This is a genomic window from Bradyrhizobium sp. P2_E8 (assembly GCF_056403875.1).
The window spans coordinates 1-2,966 of record NZ_JBFUES010000923.1; the positions used below are offsets into that span (position 1 = coordinate 1).

General features: G+C 57.5%; 5 protein-coding genes. 2 read left to right on the forward strand and 3 right to left on the reverse strand.

The genetic code is table 11. From position 1 onward, the window contains the following. The 3 genes from panC to panD form a co-directional block, all read right to left on the reverse strand. Positions 1–573 (reverse strand): pantoate--beta-alanine ligase (gene panC, locus AC1D00_RS34325; RefSeq protein WP_477013730.1); only part of this gene is annotated, 573 nt, incomplete at its 3' end. Positions 574–586: 13 nt separating this feature from the next. Continuing rightward, positions 587–1,459, reverse strand: coding sequence for a 3-methyl-2-oxobutanoate hydroxymethyltransferase (gene panB / locus AC1D00_RS34330; protein WP_477013731.1), 873 nt, complete (start codon positions 1,457–1,459; stop codon positions 587–589). A gap of 26 nt (positions 1,460–1,485) precedes the next feature. Continuing rightward, a complete protein-coding gene (panD, locus tag AC1D00_RS34335) occupies positions 1,486–1,941 on the reverse strand; it encodes an aspartate 1-decarboxylase (protein ID WP_477013732.1) in 456 nt (151 codons plus the stop codon). Between the two features lie 378 nt (positions 1,942–2,319). On the opposite strand from panD, the gene AC1D00_RS34340 reads away from it, so the two are divergent. Both AC1D00_RS34340 and AC1D00_RS34345 read left to right on the forward strand, forming a co-directional pair. After that, positions 2,320–2,619: a Dabb family protein gene (locus AC1D00_RS34340; RefSeq protein ID WP_477013733.1), complete on the forward strand. Its 300-nt coding sequence runs from the start codon at positions 2,320–2,322 to the stop codon at positions 2,617–2,619. Positions 2,620–2,666: 47 nt separating this feature from the next. Next, positions 2,667–2,930 (forward strand): hypothetical protein, encoded by a 264-nt coding sequence (locus AC1D00_RS34345; RefSeq protein ID WP_477013734.1) that lies wholly within the window; start codon positions 2,667–2,669, stop codon positions 2,928–2,930. The last annotated feature ends 36 nt before the right edge of the window (positions 2,931–2,966 follow it).

Below are 2,966 nucleotides of genomic sequence, written 5' to 3' on the forward strand. Positions count from 1 at the left end.
GAGATACCGGTTGCGGCTGCTCATCGCGAGACGGTCCGCCTCCCGAACGGTCGGCACGGTAACGACCTCGATCGGCAAATTCAGATCGATGGCCATCCGACGCACGACCGCACACTGCTGAAAATCCTTTTGCCCGAAGAACGCGACGTCCGGCTGCACCATGTTGAACAGCTTGCTTACGACCGTCGCGACCCCACGAAAATGTCCCGGCCTGAAAGCGCCGCAGAGCGGTTTCGTGAGCTCACCCGGTTCAACGAAGGTCTCGAATCGAGCCGGATAGACTTCCTGCGCGGCAGGCGCGAAGACAATCGCAACTCCGGCATCACGGCACAGTTTCTCATCGCGCTGGAAATCGCGTGGATATGTGCTGAGATCCTCGTTTGGCCCGAACTGAGTGGGATTAACGAAGATGCTGACCACGGTGACGTCGCATTGCGCCTGGCTGGCCTCGATCAGCGCCAAGTGACCGTCGTGCAGATAGCCCATTGTCGGAACGAACCCGACGCGTTTGTCGGCTCTGCGAGCCTTTGGGAGCGCGCGGCGGAGCTCAGCGACAGTCGTGATTGTTTGCATGTCGAGCTTTACATCAGCTTGGGTTGGAGGGCGTCCAGTTTGCGATCGCCTCGCCGAGGCCTTCGGGAAGCCGATAGGACTCTTGCGCTGCCGGGAATGTACCGTTGCGGACATCGGCAACCCAACGCGACAGCGCCTCCTGCAACACCCGAAAGCCTTCGGCGTAGGTACGAACGAATTTTGGGACGTGGCCTTCAATTAAGCCAAGCACGTCATGGAACACCAACACCTGCCCCGAACAACCAGGACCTGCACCAATCCCGATGGTAGGTATGGTCAGCGTTTCCGTCGCTCGCGCAGCGAGCTCGGCCGGAACACCTTCGAGAACCAGCGCGAAGCAGCCGGCCTCCTGCAGGCGATGGGCGTCGTCGAGCAGACGCAAAGCGTCCTCGGCGTTCCGCCCCTGCACTTTGAATCCACCCATGACATTCACGCTCTGCGGGGTTAAGCCGAGATGACCCATCACGGGAATCTCGCACTCGACCAGAGCACGTATCATTTCGACGCGTTTGGATCCGCCCTCGAGCTTGATGGCGTCAGCGCCACGCTGCAAGAAACCTCCGGCGTTGCGGATCGTGTCCTCCGGACTGAGGTGAAAGCTCAGAAATGGCATATCGGCCACGAGCAAGGCCCGAGGTTCTGCGCGCGCAACCGCCTCGAGATGGTGATTCATCATCGCCATGCTGACCGGTAGCGTATTATCGAATCCGAGGCAGACGTTGCCGACGCTGTCTCCGACAAGGATCATATCCACGATGGGATCCGCAATACGTGCGGTGACCGCATCATAGGCGGTCGTCATCACGAGGCGCCGCCCCTCCTCCCTCCACAGTTGCAGTCTTGGGAGCGTGACCCGCTCGACCGCTGCTTCTGAGGTGTGGCTCATTTTCGATCCCTATCCGCCAGTCAGCCCTAGTTCGATTCCGCGGTTCGAAATGGCATGGGTTTTACGTCGCCTTCCTCACCTAGGATTTCGAAGCAATAGCGCTCGGCACCATCCCGAGCGACCGAATACGTCAAGCGATCGGAAATGTGGTTGTTGCGATCAAACGCAAGAATTTTTGGTTTCAGCCGAACGATTTCCGCTCCATCCACGTACATCGAACTGCAAACGATAAWCTGATCGCCGACTTGGCAGGTGCGCGCGGCAGCGCCGTTGAGTACACAACAACGCGAGCCGGGTTCGCCAAAAATTACATAAGTCGAAATTCGCGTCCCGGAGTTCTTATTCCAAATCTCCACGAACTCCATCGGCAGAATCCCCGCCTCATGGCACTGATCCGGATCGAGCGTGATTGAGCCGTGATAGTGAAGGTTGGCCTCCGTCACGCGGATGCCGTGCAGTTTTGCGGCCAGCACTTTTCTCATCTGATGGTTCCGTTGAGCCTAGCCGCATCCCTAAAGCCGGCGCCTTCCTATGGGGAACGAGATAAAACTGTCAACTGAGAGCGAGAAAAAGAAACATACTACTCAAAAACGGTGATCGAACAGATAAGAACGTCCAACGATCGCGCGATCATCGCGCAAATCTTCTCACACTATTAGTCATACGAAAGGCGGCGCTGCCGCACGCCGGGCGTCGATATTTCGAATGCATTTTGGCTTCCACTTGTTCAATCGAGGAATCTGGTTCTTGCTGGATCACACGGACCGTCAGACAACTCGTTTTTGGAGTAGACAGCCATTTCGAAGCCCGTATAGATCGCTCGGCAACGCTCACTCATCTCGCACTAGCCAAGGCGGGCCATGATTCGTCACATCGTCTTCTTCACCGCCAATGATACGTCCCATATCGATCAGATCGTCGACGGTCTGTCGGTTCTTGCTGCAATCCCTCATGCGCGCCGGCTAGAGGTCGCCCGCAACCGCAAGACCGACCAACTCGGTAACGACATCGACATCGTGCTTTATGGTGAGTTCGATAATGAGGTGGAGCTCGCGGCTTATAAGGCGCATGCTCTCTATCAAGAATCAATTAGGCGGGTACGACCACTGAGGGAGCTACGCTTCGCGGCCGATTACAGCTTGGCAGATATCGCTCAGTAAGCCCGATGCATGTCACAGAGTTGTCCTGGATCGAGCCGATCACAGCGATGCGCCGTCTCGCGGATCGGCCACACCTTACGTTTCTGGACAGCGCTGCGAACTGCGCTTTGCTCGGACGCTATTCATATTTGGCGTGCGACCCGTTCAGTACCTACGTAATCGCGGACGGACGAGCGAGCTGTGATGGCGAAACTCTCGACGGCGATCCGTGGAACGCCCTCCGCGCGCTCCTTGCCGACTACCGGCAGCAGCATCGTCCCGATCTCCCTCCGTTCCAGGGTGGTGTGGCCGGTTTTTTTCTTACGATCTGAACACGACCTTGGAACGCCTACCGTCTCCCGCAACAC

What these genes read in the sequence shown, in the direction of transcription:
- panB (WP_477013731.1), bottom strand. Translation starts at nt 1,459, where the DNA reads ATGAGCCACACCTCAGAAGCAGCGGTCGAGCGGGTCACGCTCCCAAGA.
- AC1D00_RS34340 (WP_477013733.1), top strand. Translation starts at nt 2,320, where the DNA reads ATGATTCGTCACATCGTCTTCTTCACCGCCAATGATACGTCCCATATC.
- AC1D00_RS34345 (WP_477013734.1), top strand. Translation starts at nt 2,667, where the DNA reads ATGCGCCGTCTCGCGGATCGGCCACACCTTACGTTTCTGGACAGCGCT.